Annotated in this window: 18 protein-coding genes; 9 read left to right on the top strand and 9 right to left on the bottom strand. The window is 38.5% G+C overall.

Going from position 1 to position 17,469, the window contains the following annotated elements:
* Nucleotides 1-17: 17 nt before the first annotated feature.
* The 3 genes from GQR47_RS09900 to GQR47_RS09890 all read right to left on the bottom strand — a co-directional run bounded on the left by GQR47_RS09900 (nt 18) and on the right by GQR47_RS09890 (nt 3,802).
* Entirely contained in the window at nt 18-1,145 is a 1,128-nt protein-coding gene (locus GQR47_RS09900) for a response regulator (protein WP_002958014.1), read from the bottom strand.
* Nucleotides 1,146-1,199: 54 nt separating this feature from the next.
* Nucleotides 1,200-3,194, bottom strand: coding sequence for an ATP-binding protein (locus GQR47_RS09895; protein ID WP_024594636.1), 1,995 nt, complete (start codon nt 3,192-3,194; stop codon nt 1,200-1,202).
* Nucleotides 3,195-3,313: 119 nt separating this feature from the next.
* Entirely contained in the window at nt 3,314-3,802 is a 489-nt protein-coding gene (locus GQR47_RS09890; protein ID WP_024594637.1) for a GNAT family N-acetyltransferase, read from the bottom strand.
* 81 nt (nt 3,803-3,883) lie between these two features.
* Between GQR47_RS09890 and GQR47_RS09885 the strand changes: the two genes are divergently transcribed.
* From GQR47_RS09885 to GQR47_RS09860, 6 genes are all read left to right on the top strand, one after another.
* Nucleotides 3,884-4,459: a glutathione peroxidase gene (locus GQR47_RS09885; protein ID WP_002958010.1), complete on the top strand. Its 576-nt coding sequence runs from the start codon at nt 3,884-3,886 to the stop codon at nt 4,457-4,459.
* A gap of 86 nt (nt 4,460-4,545) precedes the next feature.
* Nucleotides 4,546-4,827, top strand: coding sequence for a peptidylprolyl isomerase (locus GQR47_RS09880; RefSeq protein WP_002958009.1), 282 nt, complete (start codon nt 4,546-4,548; stop codon nt 4,825-4,827).
* Between the two features lie 64 nt (nt 4,828-4,891).
* A complete protein-coding gene (locus GQR47_RS09875) occupies nt 4,892-5,470 on the top strand; it encodes a glutathione S-transferase family protein (protein ID WP_024594638.1) in 579 nt (192 codons plus the stop codon).
* Nucleotides 5,471-5,487: 17 nt separating this feature from the next.
* Nucleotides 5,488-5,838, top strand: coding sequence for a DUF2750 domain-containing protein (locus GQR47_RS09870; protein WP_002958007.1), 351 nt, complete (start codon nt 5,488-5,490; stop codon nt 5,836-5,838).
* A gap of 99 nt (nt 5,839-5,937) precedes the next feature.
* Nucleotides 5,938-6,618, top strand: a complete 681-nt coding sequence (locus GQR47_RS09865) for a hypothetical protein (RefSeq protein WP_002958006.1) — start codon at nt 5,938-5,940, stop codon at nt 6,616-6,618.
* 148 nt (nt 6,619-6,766) lie between these two features.
* On the top strand, nt 6,767-9,340 hold the full coding sequence (locus GQR47_RS09860; protein WP_165723757.1) for a M1 family metallopeptidase: 2,574 nt from the start codon (nt 6,767-6,769) through the stop codon (nt 9,338-9,340).
* Nucleotides 9,341-9,417: 77 nt separating this feature from the next.
* Here the strand turns inward: GQR47_RS09860 and GQR47_RS09855 are convergent, their stop codons facing one another.
* Nucleotides 9,418-9,783 carry a hypothetical protein gene (locus GQR47_RS09855; RefSeq protein WP_007376965.1) on the bottom strand — a complete coding sequence of 122 codons (366 nt, stop codon included), beginning with the start codon at nt 9,781-9,783 and terminating at the stop codon, nt 9,418-9,420.
* 75 nt (nt 9,784-9,858) lie between these two features.
* Complete coding sequence (locus tag GQR47_RS09850; RefSeq protein ID WP_165723756.1) at nt 9,859-10,734, bottom strand: hypothetical protein; 876 nt, start codon at nt 10,732-10,734, stop codon at nt 9,859-9,861.
* 156 nt (nt 10,735-10,890) lie between these two features.
* On the opposite strand from GQR47_RS09850, the gene GQR47_RS09845 reads away from it, so the two are divergent.
* The 3 genes from GQR47_RS09845 to yjjG all read left to right on the top strand — a co-directional run bounded on the left by GQR47_RS09845 (nt 10,891) and on the right by yjjG (nt 13,087).
* Nucleotides 10,891-11,790 (top strand): phosphoribulokinase, encoded by a 900-nt coding sequence (locus GQR47_RS09845; RefSeq protein WP_002958002.1) that lies wholly within the window; start codon nt 10,891-10,893, stop codon nt 11,788-11,790.
* 63 nt (nt 11,791-11,853) lie between these two features.
* Nucleotides 11,854-12,399, top strand: coding sequence for an inosine/xanthosine triphosphatase (gene yjjX / locus GQR47_RS09840; RefSeq protein WP_165723755.1), 546 nt, complete (start codon nt 11,854-11,856; stop codon nt 12,397-12,399).
* Nucleotides 12,400-12,412: 13 nt separating this feature from the next.
* The gene (gene yjjG, locus GQR47_RS09835; RefSeq protein WP_165723754.1) at nt 12,413-13,087 is read left to right on the top strand and encodes a pyrimidine 5'-nucleotidase; all 675 of its coding nucleotides are present in this window, start codon (nt 12,413-12,415) and stop codon (nt 13,085-13,087) included.
* An 82-nt stretch (nt 13,088-13,169) separates the two neighbouring features.
* Here the strand turns inward: yjjG and lpxC are convergent, their stop codons facing one another.
* The 4 genes from lpxC to GQR47_RS09815 all read right to left on the bottom strand — a co-directional run bounded on the left by lpxC (nt 13,170) and on the right by GQR47_RS09815 (nt 17,468).
* Nucleotides 13,170-14,081, bottom strand: coding sequence for a UDP-3-O-acyl-N-acetylglucosamine deacetylase (lpxC, locus tag GQR47_RS09830; RefSeq protein ID WP_002957999.1), 912 nt, complete (start codon nt 14,079-14,081; stop codon nt 13,170-13,172).
* 106 nt (nt 14,082-14,187) lie between these two features.
* Entirely contained in the window at nt 14,188-15,432 is a 1,245-nt protein-coding gene (gene ftsZ / locus GQR47_RS09825; RefSeq protein WP_002957998.1) for a cell division protein FtsZ, read from the bottom strand.
* Between the two features lie 21 nt (nt 15,433-15,453).
* Nucleotides 15,454-16,686 (bottom strand): cell division protein FtsA, encoded by a 1,233-nt coding sequence (gene ftsA, locus GQR47_RS09820; RefSeq protein WP_007582937.1) that lies wholly within the window; start codon nt 16,684-16,686, stop codon nt 15,454-15,456.
* A complete protein-coding gene (locus GQR47_RS09815; protein ID WP_002957996.1) occupies nt 16,683-17,468 on the bottom strand; it encodes a cell division protein FtsQ/DivIB in 786 nt (261 codons plus the stop codon). Before GQR47_RS09815 ends, ftsA begins: the two co-directional genes overlap by 4 nt.
* Nucleotide 17,469 lies beyond the last annotated feature (1 nt).

Raw genomic sequence — 17,469 nt, 5'->3', positions numbered from 1 at the left:
TTTATATTGCGAAGTAACTAGTTTTTCAAAAGTAACGATAGATCTTGTTCTATCTCTGTAAAGGCTGCTTTGACTTGTTTAACAGACTCTTCTCTTGCTACTGAGTTTTGGATAGTTTCATCTACTTTTTTATAAATAAACACCTCCTGATCTTCATCCAGTCCCATTGATGGGATACGTTCTTCGAGCTCTTCTTGTAACTGTTTAAACACTTTTTCGTTGTTTTGACGGTTTTCATTCAACAAGCTAATTAAGCTATGAAACTTACTATGAACAGTACTTGCTACGGCATTAAGTTTCGCTCGTTGTGATTCAAGCATTTTCTTGGTCATGATGGCGCGTAGCTGCTGCTCGGTAACACTGACAATAAAACATACGTGGTCGCGTATACGACCATGCTTATCAGGGTCATGATCGGGCATATTTAAAATGAGTAAGCTAATCAATTCATAGTTAACTAAAATTCGGTGCGAAAACTCATGTAAGCGCCCTTTGTTTTTCAGCATTTCAAATAGCTCCACCACAATAGGTGAACACACGCCGTTTAGCGCAAAGTGGCTAATTTCATTATTTTCTCTAAATTCTACATTGCTTTGTAAATCAAAAGACTGAAGGCAATCTACAAGCGCTTTACCTAGCTCTTGAGGATCGTTAATAAAGCCTATGTTTTCAACGTAGTTAACTATTTGCCCCATTTCACTGCTATTGGCCATTGCATTAAATGCAGTTGATGTTGCATCTTCAACTTGCTTTTCTAGGCTTTGCTTTTCAACGAGTACTTGATTTAAATTTTTAAGCTTAGATTTAAGTTCGTCATGGCCAAAAGGTTTTACAATATAATCTTCTGCGCCAACAGAATAGCCTTCCATGCGTTCTTCAACAGTACCGCGAGCAGACACAAACATAACAATAATGTGTGCGGTATTTGGATTTGCTTTAAGTGCTTTACATACTTCATAGCCGTTCATTTGCGGCATACTTACGTCGAGTAATATAACCTGAGGCATATAACCTTCAACCATGTTTAAACACTCAGGACCACTTGTTGCTACTTGTAATTCAAAATCAAGCTCCTCTAAAATTTCCTCTATAATTTCTAGGTTAAAGGGTTCGTCATCAACGGCAAGTATTTTAGTTAAGGCCATAATTTATCATCCATTCAAACTCTTTAAAAAGTTACTTGGTATGCCAAAAAACAATTAATTAGTGTGTTGTATTAACTGTTCTTCAGCTAAATGCTCGTCTAAGTTTATTTCTAATGGCACTTGTATAGATATAGTTGCACCACCATTTTCGTTGTTACGTGCAGTGATTTCACCTTGGTGTAAAGATACAAACTCTCTACACAATGCAAGGCCTAACCCTGTGCCACCAGCACCACTATTTGTTTTACTGCTTTGCACAAACTTAGTAAAAATATGCTCCAACTCATCTTCTGGTATACCGACCCCATTATCGGTAACTTCTATAGTAGCAAGCTTATTATCTGACTCTAAATTTACCCGTATTTTACTTTTAGGTTCGCTAAATTTAAGTGCGTTACCTAGTACGTTTCGAAGTAACTGGTTTATTTGCTCTTCATCACATTGTGCAATTACAGGTAATGGCTGTGCGGTAAATATAATCTCAATTTCTTTTTCCATTGCAGTACCAGACACATCATCAATACTTGTTTTAATAATATTAGCTAAATTATAGGGACGAGGGTTAAATGGAAACTTACCTACATCTAGCTTAGATAGGTCGAGTAAATTATTTAGTAACGACAGTAAACGCTCACCACTACTCTCTATTCGCGATAAATACTTAATGAGTTTTTCTTTTGCAAAATCTCCAGCTTCTAATTTACTTAAACCAAAACGAGAAAAGCTTAAAATAGAGTGCATAGGTGTTCTAAGTTCATGCGACATGTTTGCTAAAAATTCTGATTTACTTAAGTTTGCAGCCTCAGCCACATTTTTAGCATGCTCGAGTTGTGAAGTACGTGCTCTTACTTGCTCTTCAAGAACATCTTTTGCTTCAAGTAATAAATCCTCTTTTTGCTTAAGATGGGTTACATTTTTAAATATGACCGCAAGTGCTATTTCGCCATGGTGATCTATCTCATTAAAAGAGCCAACTAAGGGTATATAACCTCCTGCTGTTTTAGATAAACGTAAATCGCAGCTAAATTGTCGATTACTATTTAATGTCGAAATCTTATCTTTAATACCTAAAATTGAATCATCATCTAAAAAATCAAATACTGATTTACCTTCGAGTTCATTAAACGGTAAGTTAAATAGTCTCAAGCAAGCATCATTAGCTTCTATCACTCTACCGCACTTTTCAAATAACATAATTGCATCGGGCGTATGTTTATAAATAACCTGAAGTAGGCTGTCTTTTTCAATTAGGGCATCAACCGTATCTTGTAGCCTTTCTACAAGCTCTGCGTTATGACGTTTTAATAACTCTGTTTGCCATAATTTATGTATTGATTGTAATAGTGAGCTATCGTTTAAAGGTTTAATAAGTACATCTTCTACGCCTTGACGAATTGCTTCAATCATTGAAACTTGATCGGGACGTGAGGTAAATAATAAGCAACGGCAATGTGGTTGGGTTACTTTTAAATTTGAAAAAATTCCTAAACCTGTTCCGTCATCTAAAATAAAATCGCTTATCAGTATATCTATTTGCTTTTCTTTACTAATTTCTAAAGCTTCTGCGGAGGTTGTTGCAGTATGAGTCTCGATATGAGCACCGATTAAGCTATTTTTCATTTTTTCGAGACGTTCAGGAACATGATCGACAAGTAAAATAGTAGGTAATTGCAAAATATGGTTAGAGCCTAATTCTAATAGGCTCTCTAAAAGAGAAGTAATTTCTTTATTAGAAAAAAATGGGTAGACCACGGTTGCGTCAGGCGCAATATGATTTAGCTCGCTAAACGCAGTTAGTTGTTCACCGCTTTGTGCTTTTGGCGCAAGCAGCATAAAGCGCTCTTGCGCTACTTCGCTTACAAGCGGTTTTATAGAATCAACAGGCACACCATGGGCAACAACAACTAAGTCGTAATCGCCTATATTGGTATACATGTCTAGCATGCTGAAATGAATTAATTCGACCTCACACCCTATTAATTCTAAAAGCACTTTCACACGCATCGCGATGACACTACTACTATCAATAATTAATATTTTTCGAATCATCAAGCCACACTTTAAATTAATAAACTTAATATCCCAACAGCGTAGTCTATTTTTATTTAATTGGCATAAACCCTTCGTCTTATTTTGTAAAAAAATATTACAGCATTATGAAAAATAATTTATTCCAGATGTTTTCCAAAAATAGTAAGGCTATACGCCTTATCATCCATTATGGCAACGCTTGGCAACTCACCCCATATTGCAAAATCAAAATGCTTAAACAATTTAACACTCGGTAAGTTATGACTAAAAATAAAGCCGAGTAATACTTTAATATTTAATTGCTTAGCTTGTGTTTGAGCAAATATCATTAGCTTTTTACCAAGCCCTTTACCTTGCGCTTTACTGGTAATGTAAATGCTCATTTCTACTGTGCCGTCGTAAGCTGGGCGCCCATAAAACGATTTATAACTTACCCAAGCAAGTACTTGGTTATTTTCGCAGTAAACGTAAATAGGCCTTTTATCGTTGTGGCTATTAAACCAGTCACGCTTTTCGTCAACGCTCACTTCTTGCGTATCTGCAGTTACCATTCGCCCTGCAATGGTTTCGTTATAAATGGCTACAATTTCACTAAGATCATCAATAGTTGCTAAACGGGTTGTCATAGGTCATTCAAAGGTTGATCAATTTGTTTCATATTAGCGTATGATTATCCAATCAAACAATTGAAAAGTTTAAGTAATGTAATGCTAAAAAAAATTATAATAGGATTAATGGCTTTATTTATTAATGCCCCACTCCACGCTGAAACATCATCAACTATAAACCAAACCTCTACCCAAGACTGTCAAGATTTTACCAATGTCGATATTCGAAAGCTGCGCTCAAAAGAATCTATTAATTTATGCCAATTTAAAAATAAGCCTTTATTAATAGTAAACACGGCAAGCAACTGTGGTTTTACACCCCAATTTAAAGGCCTTGAAGCGCTATATCAACGATACAAAGAACAAGGCTTAGTCGTATTAGGGTTCCCTTCTGATGATTTTTTTCAAGAAGAGGATAGTGAAAAAGAAACTGCAAAAGTATGCTTTGTAAATTATGGTGTAACCTTCCCTATGTTTGCTACAAGCGAAGTGCGTGGTAGTAAAGCGAACCCAATTTTTAAATATTTGAATGAGCAAACTAGCTCTCCAAATTGGAACTTTTATAAGTATTTAGTGTCTGCTGATCGTGAGACGGTTTTGCGGTTTAACAGCAAAGCAGCACCTGATTCAGAACAAATGATTGCTGCAATTGAAACTGTGCTTTCTGATAAATAAGTTTATACTGGTACAATTAGTTGAAACTAACTAGAATGACATTTTAATTCGGTTAAAAAAACACCACACTATACTCGGGAGATTTTATGACAGTAGCAAGCGCACGACATATACTTGTAGACAGTGAAGCACAATGCTTAGACTTAAAAACAAAAATTGAGCAAGGCGAAGACTTTGCTGAATTAGCCAAAGCGCATTCAAACTGCCCATCAGGTCAAGATGGCGGTGCTCTTGGTGAGTTTGGTCCTGGTATGATGGTTCCAGAGTTTGATAAAGTTGTGTTTTCAGCTCCAATTAACCAAGTACAAGGCCCTGTGCAAACTCAATTTGGTTATCATTTACTTGAAGTTACTAGCCGTTCAGAATAAATTTAACTGTATCGTAAGTAACGTTTTATAAAAGCCGCTTATGCGGCTTTTTTATGGAGTAATTATGCAATTAATTGGTTCTGTACCTTCACCTTACGTGCGCCGAATTAGAATTTGGGCACAACAAAACAACTGTAAACTAGAGCTTGTGAGTCTTGATATATTTTCTGAGCAAGATCGCCCTACTATGGCCAGTAAAAATCCAGCTCAAAAGATTCCCATTCTGGTAGATGGCGACTTAACACTTAGTGACTCTAATTCTATATTGCGCTATTTACTTGAAAAAACAGGACAACCAAAACTAACGTGGCCGCAAGAGCACTTACTTACGACTATAAATGCCTGTAACGATTCGCTAGTAGAAATGCTGCTATGTGAACGCTCTGGATTTGACATCAAAAGCGATAAACTCTTTTTTAATTTGCAAAACGAACGAATTGAACAAACATTAAGCTTTTTAAATACCCATTTAAGCGATGAAGAATTTAAAAGCTGTGAATACCTCAACATCAGTTTATACTGCCTGCTTGATTGGATTTGCTTTCGTGAATTAACTGACTTTAGTCAGTATTCAGAGCTTGTTGCTTTTCATAAGCAATATGGCAAGCGTCAAGCAGCAATAGATACTAATCCTCGTCACTAATTTAAAAAGGTAAACACATGAGCGATATCGAAATTGAATCACAACTAGTTAACTTTGTAGAAAAAGTACGTGTTAGCGAAGTAATTTGGGCACTTGGTGCAGAAGATAATGGCTTTGTAGTGTGCGATTCTAACCAATTTGACGAAACTGACGTACTACTGCTTTGGGAAAGTGAAGAAGCAGCTAAAGCGCAATGTAAAGAAGAGTGGAAAGACTACAGCCCTGTAGAAATAAATCTTGATGAATTTTTAGATGCATGGGTTGAAGATTTAAATGAAGATAACGCACTTGTTGGCATTAACTGGAATGATGACCAAGTATGTACAGAGATTGAACCTACTGGTTTAGCTCGCGCTTTAAGTGAGTAATACTTTATACGCTTTATTTTAAGAACGAATAAAACCCGACTAGCATCTACTGCTAGTTGGGTATAAAATAAAACACATCATTATTTTCAAGGTATTACGTTGAAAACCCATCTTGGTCGCCGGCCCTTTTCAGCCATGGAACTGCACACTCTTTATAATGGATATATATACGGTGATTTTAAAGTTGCACGTGAGCAACCAAAACACTGGCATTTTTGGCTTCCTCTAATTGCATACTACAGTGGTGCATATAGCGATGAAATTGGCTATCTAACGCTTGATGATCTGTCCCTTGAAAAAGATGTCTTATGTTTTAATTTTCATACTCACGGTAAGATAAAACCTCGCTTAGTTCCAGTGCATCAGGCACTTATAGATGCCGGGTTTAATGAATATTTAGCATTCATAAAATCACAAAATCAACAACGATTAATGTTCGACTTACCCGCTAAAACTGGCAGATACAGTGAAAAAGTCCGTATTTGGTTTTCAGGTGAAGGTGAGCGAGCCGGCTATTTACAAAAGTGTGATATACCAAACGTTGATCAACTCGGTATGAAAACAGCCGTAAGCAGCCTTCGTCTTAACTTTGAACAACAAGTGCGTATACATGCTCTGCAAGCCAACTCTAAAGACGCCTTTAATTACCTCATGGGATTTAACGAATACCCACATAATGAATTTAAGGACGTGCTTTTATTAAATAACGTGATCCAAAAAATACGTATTATTAACTCACACCTGCATTGGCAGCGTTTTATAACACGCGAAAGCCACTGACAAACTTTGTTACTATTTTCCCTTAAAGTCACCGTTATAATCAATTACTCTATTAAAAAAAACTGTTAGGATATCTAACCCCCTAATAATATGAGCATAAAAAAGCCTATTTAGGGTAGTTTCTAACAACAACAATCTAGGGATCACTATGTTTCTTAAAAGCCTCTTAACAGTGAGCGTTGCTTTGGCAATGGGTGCTGCAAACGCTAACGAATTCGTTATTGAAAAACTCGCAAAACCAAGTTCTCAACAGGTATCGTTAACACTCGATCCGAGCCAAGATACATTCACAGGGATAACTGAGATTTCCCTAGAAGTACTAAAACCAACAAAATACATTGAATTAAATGGCGTAGCTTACGCTGTTAAAATGGCGCAACTGCTTGGCGACGAAAACTGTGACTTAAACAACGAAATGCTTAAAACAGGTAAAGTTAAATTTAGCTGTGATGAGCAAATCCAACCAGGTAAATACACCCTTAAAGTTGATTTTTCAGCGCCATATAATCGTCAAAGCGTTGGTTTATACAAAACGTTAGACCAAGGCACACCTTATTTATTTACTCAATTTGAAATGAGTGATGCACGCCGTGCATTTCCTGTTTTTGATGAGCCAAGTTACAAAATTCCATTTCAGTTAACGATTACTGCACCTACATCACAAAAAGTATATTCAAATACGCCAGAACTAAAAACAACGGTTGATGGCGATATGACCACACACTTTTTTGATAAAACGCCGCCAATTCCTTCATACTTAGTCGCGATGGCTGTTGGCCCATTTGAAGAATTAGATATTAAAGGCATGCCAATTCCTGGTCGTGTAATTACCCCTCAAGGTAAAATTCACTTAGCCCAATACGCAAAAGAAAACATGCCAAAAGTACTGGGCGCACTTGAAGCGTATTTTGGTATTCCTTACGTTTACAAAAAATTAGACTCAGTAGCGGTACCAGAGTTTCCATTTGGCGCAATGGAAAACTCAGGCTTAGTAACCTACCGAGAAGATATTTTATTAGTTGATTTAGCTGCAGCAACACGCAGTAAAAAACAGCGTAATGTATCAATTATTGCTCATGAACTTGCTCACCAATGGTACGGTAATTTAGTAACCATGAAATGGTGGAACGACTTATGGTTAAACGAAGCGTTTGCTAGCTGGATGGCTGCAAAAATTACTAAGCAGCTTAACCCTGAGTTTGAATCGCACTTAGACCTGCCACAAAACAACGTAATGGCACTTGATGCACGCCTAAGCACCAAGCCTATTCGTAAGCCAATTAAAACCGAAGCCGACATTATGGACGGTTTAGGTCTTGCTTACAGTAAAGGCAGCTCAGTACTTGCTATGGTTGAAAACTGGATTGGCGAAGATGCATTTCAAAAAGGTATTCAAAGTTATTTAAAAGAGTTTTCATATAAAAATGCAGAAGCGGCCGACTTATGGGAAGCACTTGGTAAAGCATCAAATAAAGACGTAGCGAGTGTTTTAAAATCGTTTATTGAGCAATCTTCTTTCCCACTAGTTAAAGTAACTCAACAAGGTAGCAAAGTAACTATTTCACAAAGCCGCTTTGTAAACGCAGGCGTTGATGCGCCAGAGCAGCTATGGAATGTACCTGTTGCAATTAAATATGGTTCTGGCGATAAAGTAAAAACAGCAAACGTATTACTTAATAAACAAAGCCAAACACTAGATTTAGACTTTGAACCAGAGTGGATTTATCCTGACCAAGGTGCATTAGGCTACTATCGCTGGGTAATGGATGATGCACAATTTAGCGCGCTTGTTAAAAAGGCGCCAAGCGTACTGAGTGACCGTGAACGCTTAGCGTTACTATCGGCTACTGATGCGCTACTTGATGCTGGTGTTATATCTGCTGCTAAGTTAATGCAAACACTTGAAGTGTTCGTAAGCGATAGCCACCCTCGCGTAGCAAATACCGCACTAGGTTACTTAGTGTCGCAACAGCGCACTTTTAAAGACGATAGCAATAAAGACCTATGGCCTGAATTTATTCGCGGTGCAGTAACGCCTGCTGCTAAAAAATATGGTTTAGAAGCAAAAGCGGGTGAAGATGGTGCTATTGCACAACTTCGTGCAGCCGTTGTATCACGCTTAGGTTTTGATGGTGAAGATCAAAACGTCATCAATAAAGCCAAAGAACAAACGCAGGTTTATTTAAATGATCCACAAAAAGTAGACCCATACTTAGCGGGTACGTACTTAACTCTTGCTGCTTTTCATGGTGACAAAGCGCTGCTTGATCAATTCATGACAACGTTTAAAACGACTAAAGATCCGCAAGTACGCACAAACATGCTTGCAGCTATGGGCTTTTTTGGTAAACCTGAGTTACAAAAAGCAGTATTAGCTTATAGCTTAACGGATGAAGTAACGGCATCTGACATGCGTACTATTTTGTCAGGTCAAAGTTACACAGATGAGCGCCAAGCGTTATTTATTGATTGGGTTTACAGTAACTACGATAAAGTAACAGCAAGCTTACCGCCTTTCTTTATTCCTAACTTGCCGTACTTTACAACTGCAAGCTGTGATGCAGAAAGCTTAGCGACAACAAAAACCTTCTTTAACGAAAAAGTAGCTGATGTAGCTGGTTACGCTCGTACATTAAGTAAGCTTGAAGAAAGCACAAACGATTGTATCGCGCTTAAAACACGTGAACTTGAATCGGTTAATAGCTTTTTAAAAAGTAAGTAATTATTAGGTTTATTGAGCTATAAAAATACAAAAGCCGCTGAATATAAATTCAGCGGCTTTTTACTTTTTATATAAAATTAGTTGCCAATAATCATAGTTAGCTTGGCTATAAAATCTTTGGCTGCTTGCTCAGAGTTTATTTTAAACGCAACACCGTAGTGAATAGGTTGAGCGCTTTTAAAAATTCGCGTAGGAAAGCGTGTCATCTCACTGCTATGGAAGTACCCTTGCGCACGTGTTACGCCATCTATATCATTAAAATCATCGCTAAATACTTCAAATGCTGGGCGAATTACTATTTTACCCTTGCCGCTTTCGCTGTGGGTATAAAATGCTTCTTTAGAGTTTACTAACATGTACTCTGCAATATTTTTAATCTTAAAATTACTTCTGCACTGTAATTTAATGAGCTGTTCTGTCAGCTCGTCTGCACTATAAGCCACGTGTAATCCCTATTAGTTAATTTGCGTATTAGATTAACGCATACACACAATAAAATCTGAATTTATTTGCCTGCTTTACTTTGTTATATCACATACAAAAGCGAGTTTTTCATTGTTGTAACTCATTCTTGTTATATTTGTTTCGCAGTAGGTGCTTAAATTAAGCCATTGCGATACTTCATCACTTCCATCAAGTTTACGCTGATAAACGCGGTTTTTAATAGCATAAGCAATGGTCGCATTATCCTTTAAAATAAAATCTTGAACTTGAGCCGGTAACCTTAATAGGTCTTCAACTTGTTTATCTTGTGGATTAAAACTCGCTAAAATGTGTTGCTCGTTTTTAGTGTAACTAAATAAAAATGCAGCCATTGAGTTGTTATAAATAAGCGTCCGTCCAATATTACTGGCAGCTATTTCCCCCTTCGCTTGTGCAACAGAAGTATATTGAAGAGTGTGAGGCTTTCCTAAAATAAACATCACTAAATCATTTTGGACACCCCATGCATGGTATCCAACAGGTTCAATCCAATCAAAAATACGACGTGGCGCATCTTCATTTTTGAGTGGGTATTGCCACAATTTTTGCTTACCGTCAGCTTCTACAACAATCGCTGATATCGCATCACCACTTGGCATAACCGTTGGTGAATATTCGCTTACAAGAGAGTTAGTTATATTGGTAACTTTTTTTGACGTGAAATCATAATAAGCAATATCAGTTTGGCTTTGCCCTTTATTAATTACTTCATGAGTAAAGTATAAACCTGTACTTGTTAAGTGCGGTTGGTTGTTATAACTATTTTTATCGCTCACTATACTAACTTGTACCCCGAAAGGTGTATTTAAATCAGCAAGTAATACTTGGCTTTTTGGCATGCTAGCCTTCACCACTATTGGGCTCAGCGCTGCTATAGAAAATAATCCAAGTAATGGTTTAATAAGTTTCATGCTTTCTCTCGTTTTAATTTTAAGCACCTCATGATAACGTTATTTGCTGATGGCGTCACTTGAGCTAAGTCAGTCAACTCTTAAGATACCCAAACGACTTAAAATAATGTTAAGTTTAGTCTGGTTATAAAACCTGGTCCTAAAAAGAGAATTAACATGTCAGCTAAAAATCCTATTATTGCGATTACGGGTTCATCTGGTGCGGGTACAACCACCACAACGAATGCAATTAAACATATTTTCCGTAGCCTTAATATTCAAGCGGCTTTTGTCGAAGGAGATAGCTTTCATCGTTACACTCGCCCCGAAATGGATAAAAAAGTTCGAGAAGCACAACAAGAAGGTAAACATATTAGTTACTTTGGCCGAGAGGCCAATGACTTTGGCGCTTTAAAAACGTTGTTTGAAAACTATAGCGAAACAGGTCAAGGAAAGTTACGCCGCTACTTACATACCTTTGATGAAGCCGTTCCGTATAATCAATTACCAGGTACATTTACACCTTGGCAAGATCTTGACCATAATACTGACATTTTGTTTTATGAAGGGTTACACGGTGGTGTAGTTGATCAAGATGTAGACGTTGCAAAGCATGTCGATTTATTAATAGGCATGGTTCCAATTATTAACCTTGAATGGATTCAAAAATTAATACGCGATACATCCGAACGAGGCCATTCTCGCGAAGCGGTTATGGGCTCTATTGTGCGCAGTATGGATGACTATATAAATCATATTACCCCGCAGTTTTCTCGTACCCATATTAATTTTCAACGCGTGCCGACCGTTGATACATCAAACCCATTTAGCGCCAAAGATATTCCATCTCTTGATGAAAGCTTTGTAGTTATTCGCTTTAGGGGTATTGATGATGTTGATTTTCCTTATTATTTACGGATGATCGAAGGCAGTTTTATGTCTCGTATTAATACGCTTGTAGTACCAGGGGGCAAAATGGGCTTAGCTATGGAGCTGGTTCTTACTCCACTTATTAAAGATATTATTTTGAAAAAGCGTGCACTGGAAAACTTAGCACCTTTGGATATACCTATTTAACTCCTCTTCTAAGATTGAGCTCTCTCACGTACACTGCTGATTTTAGTAACAATAAGGGACATTGTGTTGTACTCATTAAAAATTATTGTGGGTTCTAAAAACCCTGTCAAAATTAACGCGGCTAAACATATTTTTGCAATGTATTTCCCTAAACATGAAATTGATTGCCAAGGTGTTGATGCTCCATCCAATGTGCCAGATCAACCTATTGGCGAAGAAGAAACACGTGTTGGCGCACAAAACCGTGTTAATTATTGCAAAGAGCATTACCAAGCTCACTACTACGTGGCAATGGAAGGCGGTGCAGAGCAATTTAGCTATGGTGCAGCAACCTTTGCTTACGTAGTTATTGATAATGCCTTAAATCAGGTTGTAGGGCGCAGCAGCAACCTCCCCTTGCCTCAAGTGCTTTATAACGCCTTACTTAATGGCGAAGAGCTTGGCGATGTAATGGACAAAGCATTTAATACCACCAACGTTAAACAAAAAGGGGGCGCTATTGGGTTACTTACAAACAATCACGCCACGCGCGAAAGCACCTATACACAAGCACTCACTTTAGCTATGGCGCCCTTTCTACACGTAGATCTCTACAGCCAAACAAATTAATTTAGGAAGTTTAATGAAATACAACTATGTATTGTTTGATGCAGACGAAACCTTATTTAGGTTTGATATTTTAGCGGGCATGACTCGCATGTTTAAAGCTTACAACGTAGATTTTAGCCAAGACGATTATATTCATTATCAAAAAACCAATAAGCAGCTGTGGGTTGATTATCAAAATGGCACTATTAGCGCAGATTACTTACAAGTAACACGCTTTAATGAGTGGGCTTCAAAGCTTAATGTGCCCGCAAAAGAGCTAAACGATGCTTTTTTAGATGCTATGGCGCAAATTTGCGAGCCATTACCTGGTGCTATTGAGCTTTTAAATAAACTTAAGCCAAATGCTCTATTGGGTATTATTACTAACGGATTTGCCCGCTTACAAACCGTACGCCTTGAGCATACTGGCTTAAAAGATATGTTTGAATGGTTAGTAATATCTGAACTTGTGGGTATAGCAAAACCAAATAAAGCGATTTTTGAGCACACATTTGAGCTAATGGGTAACCCTGATAAAAGCGAGATACTTATGGTGGGTGATACTGCTGCAAGCGACATACTTGGCGGCAACAATGCAGGTATTGATACTTGCTGGTTACAACACCCTGGTGAGCAATTAGCCGAAGGAATAAAGCCAACTTATACAGTAACTCATTTAAATCAGTTACAAGATCTTTTAGAGTTATAATAGAGTAAATTTTACGCAAAAAAAAATGACGCTAATTAGCGTCATTTTTTATAACTGTTTGCGAGCTGTTCATTTGCTGCTTTTAGGCTGGAGCTAACTCAAGACCGGGTGCAGGCATCGTCACAGGCGTTTCAAATGTTGCCCACTCCCATGCTGACTCTGTAGCCATAATTTTACGAAGTAATTTATTATTTAAATCATGACCCGATTTAAATGCAGTTACTTTACCTAAAAGATTATGACCTGTCATAAACATGTCACCAACACAGTCTAATATCTTGTGCTTAACAAACTCATCGCTATAACGTAAGCCATTAGGATTTAAAACTTTGAATTCATCAAGTACCACAGCACTATCCATGCTACCACCTAGCGCTAGGTTGTTTGCATGCATGTATTCAATATCTTTCATAAATCCAAAAGTACGCGCACGGCTAATTTCTTCAATAAAGCTTTGCGTTGTTATATCCAACCCAATACGTTGGCGACTTTCATTGATAGCTGGGTGGTTAAATGCAATCTCAAAGTCGATATGAAAACCATCATATGGTTCAACTTCAGCCCACTTGCCATCTTCTTCAATGCGTACTTTTTCTTTAATACGGATAAAGCGTTTAGCAACGTTTTGTTCTTCAATTCCGCCTTTTTGTAACAGATATATGAATGGTAATGCACTACCATCCATAATCGGCACTTCTGAGCTGTCCAATTCTACAATTAGATTATCAATGCCCATTGCAGCAACAGCTGCAATAAGATGCTCAGTAGTTGATAAGCGAACACCATCTTTGTTAATTAAACAGGTACACAACTGCGTATCACCAACGGCTTCAGGTGTTGTTTCAAAATCAACAACCGGATCAAGGTCGACACGACGAAATACAATCCCAGTATTTGCGCTCGCAGGTCGGAGAGTTATTGTGACCTTCTCACCTTTATGAAGTCCAATTCCTATGGCTTTGACTACTTGTGCAATCGTACGCTGTTTAATCATAGGTATGCTCACTTTTAAATCAGTTACAGTTAGACGGCGGATTTTAACATAAATCCTTTTGCCTTTCAACATTTGTATATATTTCAAACAAAAGTATTATTAAATGTTAATCTGCCTGCTTACGTAAAAAAGCGGGAATATCAAAATAATCACCACCTTCTGATTTATCTGCTTTTTTACTATTTTGCGCTGAAGAACTTGAACTGCTTGAACTCGTTGAAGGCGCTTTTTCTTTACTTTGCGCTTGCTCTTTAGTCGTATTTTCTTCAGTGTTTGTATCTTGGCTTGCAAAGCTTGGTACGTACATACTGCTCGTTTGGTTTGATGTGCTTGCAACATCAGAACCTGATGCTTTTTTAAAGCCGTTATCAACAATACCAAACTGTGGACGACGATCGCCGCCTAAACCAGTTGCAACAACCGTTACACGTAGCTCATCAGTCATTTCTGGGTCGATTACCGCACCAACAACAACCGTTGCGTTTTCTGACGCAAGTGCTTTAACGTGATTACCAACAATTTCAAATTCTTCAATCGCAATGTCCATACCAGCGGTAATATTAACTAAGATACCTTTAGCACCTGTTAAATCAACGTCTTCTAGTAGTGGGCTTGAGATAGCGGCTTCTGCAGCTTCTTGTGCACGATCAGGACCTGACGCAGACGCCGTTCCCATCATTGCAGTACCCATTGCAGACATTACTGTTCTAACATCGGCGAAATCCACGTTAATTAAACCAGAACGTGTAATTAGCTCTGCTATACCTTGTACCGCACCAAATAATACGTCATTAGCTTTAGCGAAGGCATCTAGAAGTGTAGTCCCTTTCCCTAAAACTTTAAGCAATTTATTGTTAGGAATTGTAATAAGTGAATCTACAATTTCTGACAATTCATTAATGCCTTGTTCAGCGGCTGCTGCACGTTTTTTACCTTCAAAATCAAAAGGACGTGTTACAACTGCAACAGTTAAAATACCGAGTTCTTTAGCAATTTTAGCAACTACCGGTGCTGCACCAGTACCTGTTCCACCGCCCATACCGGCTGCAATAAATACCATATCGGCGCCTTCAAGGCTAGCACGAATTGTATCTGCATCTTCTTCAGCCGACTTACGGCCTACTTCAGGGTTTGCGCCCGCACCCAACCCAGAGGTTATTTGCGTGCCTAGTTGAACTGTAATATCGGCAGCAGAGTTACGTAATGCTTGCGCATCCGTATTAGCGGCTATAAAACGCACGCCTTCTATTTGTTGTTTAACCATGTGCTCAACAGCGTTACCGCCACCACCGCCCACGCCGATTACTTTTATTACAGCTTCTTCGCTGTGTTGTTCCATTATATCAAACATGTTTACTCTCCGACTTGAGTCTTAAAACTCGCCTTGGAACCATTTAGTAATGCGGTTCCACCAATTATTGTTATCCTCTGCTTTCGACTTTTGTGCATTCATCGATTGCATGGTACGCCCGTATTGTAACAAACCAACAGCGGTTGCGTACGAAGGATCATCTACATAGTCTGTCAAACCAACCATCCCGATTGGCTTGCCTATTCTTACTGGCATTTGGAAGATGTCTTCTGCCACTTCCATCGCGCCAGTCATTTTAGCGGTTCCGCCTGTAATAACGAGACCTGCCGCAATTTGGTCTTCTAAGCCTGAACGACGAATTTCTTCCATCGCAAGCTCAAATAATTCTCTAAAACGAGGCTCTACCACCTCAGATAATGTATGGCGCGACATTAGCCTTGCTGGTCGTCCGCCTACACTTGGTACTTCAATTGTGTCTTCGCTACTTGCCATTTGGCTACTAGCACATGCGTATTGTACTTTGAGTGACTCGGCATGTGATATAGGTGTGCGAAATATTTTTGCAATATCACCAGTAACTTGGTTACCTGCCACTGGAATAACCGCAGAGTGACGAAGTGCGCCATTAATATAAATGGTGATATCCATAGTACCGCCACCAATATCAAGTACTGCAACACCTAGCTCTTTTTCGTCATCTGTTAGTACAGAATAGCAAGACGCAAGTGCAGTAAAGATAAGTTGATCGACTTCAAGACCACAGCGTTCTACACATTTTTCGATATTTTTTGCCATATCGTTTGAGCACGTAATGATATGTGCACGCGCTTCCATACGAACGCCGCTCATGCCTAGTGGGTTTTTAATGCCCTCTTGCATATCGATGCTGTATTCTTGCGGCAATGCATGCAGCATTTTACGCTCTGCTGAAATAGGCACAGAACGCGCAATATGTATTACGTTTTCAATATCTTCGTCAGTGACTTCTGTGTTATTGATTGCCACCACACCACTTTCGTTTTGACACTGTATATGTTTGCCAGAAATACCCAAATACACAGAGCTTATACGACAATCAGCCATTAACTCAGCCTCGTCTATTGCTCGTCGAATAGACTCAGACACTAAGTTTAAATCGTTAACGCCGCCTTTATCCATACCATGAGATACTTGGCTGCCCACACCAACAATGCTGAGCTTGTTATCTGCGGTGATTTCACCTACCGTGGCAACCACTTTCGAGGTGCCAACGTCTAATCCTATTACTAGGTTTCTTTCTGCTGACTTAGTCATGCCTTACTCTTATTTTGTAATTGTTCTTCTTGCATTGGCTTAAAGCTTACTGCAAGGCCGGTATCATACCGTAAATCGATTGTATCTACTTGTGCATCTGCACGTTGTTCCATTCGTGGATAAACGTCTATAAAACGTTGTACACGCTTGGCTTTATCTTTACGCCCTAAATTTAAGCGAATCCCGTTATCTAGCCAAAGTTGCCACGAAAAACGCTCCGATAATGCCAAACTTGTTAATGTTAAACCATTAACTCTGAGCATTTCATCAAATTGCTTAAAAGCAACCCACGCCTCTTCTTCGCTACCTTCTGGGCCATATAACTGCGGTAAGTTATCATCTAACTTATCGCTGCTGGCTTGAAATGCTTGGCCACTTTGGTTGAGCAACAAGTCGCTATTCCAGTGGGCAACTACTTCATGTTCAACTACATACACCTGTATAGTATCAGGCCATTGTTTACGTACCGAAGCGGTAGCAACCCAAGGCAAGTCTTGAACTAGCTGCTGCACGTGCTTAACATCAAGTTCAAAAAAACTACTTAAATCGGCTTTTTTAATTGCTTTTATAATTGCCGTTTCATCTGTGTATTTGGGATGCCCTTGCACTGTAAGGTGCTTAATTTGAGCATCTTTATTTTCAACTAACCAATCAGATACACCGGTGGTTATTTGTACTAAGCCTATAACCACAACCAGAAAAAAACTCACTCCAAAAATCAGCGACCAATTAAAGTTAAGTTGCTGTTTTAGTTGTTGAGCTTTTTCTAAAAGGGGATGCATA

The sequence above is a fragment of the Pseudoalteromonas sp. Z1A2 genome, assembly GCF_011378755.1.
In the GTDB taxonomy this organism is placed as follows: Bacteria; Pseudomonadota; Gammaproteobacteria; order Enterobacterales; family Alteromonadaceae; genus Pseudoalteromonas; species Pseudoalteromonas distincta.
This window is presented reverse-complemented; position numbering and strand designations above follow the sequence as displayed.